Source organism: Endozoicomonas sp., assembly GCF_051008435.1.
In the GTDB taxonomy this organism is placed as follows: domain Bacteria; phylum Pseudomonadota; class Gammaproteobacteria; order Pseudomonadales; family Endozoicomonadaceae; genus Endozoicomonas_A.
In genome coordinates this window covers 1-1,791 of the sequence record NZ_JBPCXO010000238.1, presented here as the reverse complement: position 1 = coordinate 1,791, position 1,791 = coordinate 1, and the positions used below count along the sequence as shown (strand labels likewise).

Sequence of the window (1,791 nt, the reverse complement as noted above, 5' to 3'; positions counted from 1 at the left end):
TTTCATTCTGGGACTATCTGACAGACAGGTTAACAGGCAGTGGCACGTTTCCAAGGCTGACGGACTTGATTGAAAAAGCTTCTCACATACTACCTTGTGGGCTTTACAGCAGTTATTAAGAAGCTACAAGAGAAGCTAATTCTTTGTTTTTGCTGTCCAGGAGATCGAAAATCTCGATTCGGGTTTTATCCACGAGTCTTTTGATCTCCTTTTGTCTGAATTGAGTAATATCTTCTTTCAAGGTGTGTGTCAGATTAAACAGTCCATTCATTCCACTGACTTCAACAAACCTGCTTTTTTCTTCCCGTATCCCTCTCAAATAACGCATAGCAGAAACAGGGATGATAGTAATGTCTGGCATCTGCTGGTTGATGCTGTTCATCACACGTTGGAGGTCGTCTGAAGGCAACTGGTCTATTTGGGTTAACACCAGAAACATTTTGCTTTTATAGTTTCGGTCCTGTTTCATCAGGTCCCGGTAAAGCTGTTGTTCATATTTGTCGAGTTCACCGGCTTTCACGTTATGAACCAGGAACAGGAAGTCGGCAATTTTGAAAGCGCCATTACGAGCTTCCTTATCATCCTGACCGTGAACATCGGCATCTAGCCCCGGGGTGTCTACCCAGACTACGCCTTCATGCTCATATTCTTTATTGACCAGGGTTTCCCGCTTGTCAGCGGCACTGAAAATGTCCTGACCAATCAAGGCATTGAGTAGAGTACTTTTTCCGTGGTTGTACTTGCCGAAAACAGCAACTCGAGGATTGCCGGTTTGATGCTTAAGATGCTTAAGCCGACCCAGATTTTCACTGGAAGATGGAATAAATCGAAGCATTCCATCAAAATCAATATTATTCATTACAGTTCGATCCTGAAACTACTGTCCATACCAGTTGCACGCTGAAGTTGGTTACAAACATCCGCATTTTTCTGATAGTACTCGTGCTTTTCTACTATTTGAGAGAAAAGGATCTCGTACCCCTCATCAATACGACAATGAATAGGTCTTTTGTCGTATATTGCGCAGCCTATTTCGGGAGAGTAATGCACACACACACCGTCTCCGTTATGCATTCGCGAAAGAGGTTCAATATGTTTAATGTTTTTGCAGCACAGACCACAACGAGTGCAGGGAAAACTCATAAATGAATGAGCGCTTCACCCTGAACAAACAAAGAGAGAATGCTTTTTGACCATTCCCGGTAGACAATGGCGAGATTCGGGTTCAAATCAAAATGGGAGATGATTTTATCGATCAGCTGTTGTTCTTCATCAGCCAGTACACCATCGGCAAAAACCAGAGCCATAATTTCAAGAAGAGCAATTTTTTTATGGCTATCAGTCTGGAAAGCATCCAAAGCTGCGGATAGATCAAACTCTGACTTGTTGTAGACAATGTCGTCCATCTGCATTTCCATGCAGTACTTGGCCAGAATATTCTCTTCGTCTCGAGTTAGCTTGTCATCAGAGTGAGCTAAATGGTGGGCAATGGCTAAAAAAGCCTGCTTCTCATCCAATAAAAGGCGATTCAAAAACATCGGTAAGCTCTTGATTACATTTAGTCAACGGAAAATGGAATGCAAAAGTAAAAAGAACTTAAGCACTCCAGCTCAACTGCTTGTACGAACCATAACACTTTCTATTTAAGATGAGAAATAGGTGTCTACGTAATTCCTAAAAAACTGCTGGACAGAGAAAGAGAATAATACCTTTCCCTTGCAGCGACTATCCTTTATCCCATGGTTTTCTCAACCCGCAACGAACAGCAGAGTGAACAGACTGCAAAGCTTC

Annotated in this window: 3 protein-coding genes; all 3 read right to left on the bottom strand. The window is 42.4% G+C overall.

The annotated features are described in order from the left end of the window. Nucleotides 1-115: 115 nt before the first annotated feature. The 3 genes from ACR2PX_RS12190 to ACR2PX_RS12180 are packed head-to-tail and all read right to left on the bottom strand — an operon-like array spanning nt 116 to nt 1,538. On the bottom strand, nt 116-859 hold the full coding sequence (locus ACR2PX_RS12190; protein WP_433999628.1) for a GTPase: 744 nt from the start codon (nt 857-859) through the stop codon (nt 116-118). After that, nucleotides 859-1,143 carry a YkgJ family cysteine cluster protein gene (locus ACR2PX_RS12185; protein WP_433999627.1) on the bottom strand — a complete coding sequence of 95 codons (285 nt, stop codon included), beginning with the start codon at nt 1,141-1,143 and terminating at the stop codon, nt 859-861. The genes ACR2PX_RS12190 and ACR2PX_RS12185 overlap by 1 nt, the downstream gene beginning before the upstream one ends. After that, the gene (locus tag ACR2PX_RS12180) at nt 1,140-1,538 is read right to left on the bottom strand and encodes a hypothetical protein (protein WP_433999626.1); all 399 of its coding nucleotides are present in this window, start codon (nt 1,536-1,538) and stop codon (nt 1,140-1,142) included. The genes ACR2PX_RS12185 and ACR2PX_RS12180 overlap by 4 nt, the downstream gene beginning before the upstream one ends. Between the last annotated feature and the right edge of the window lie 253 nt (nt 1,539-1,791).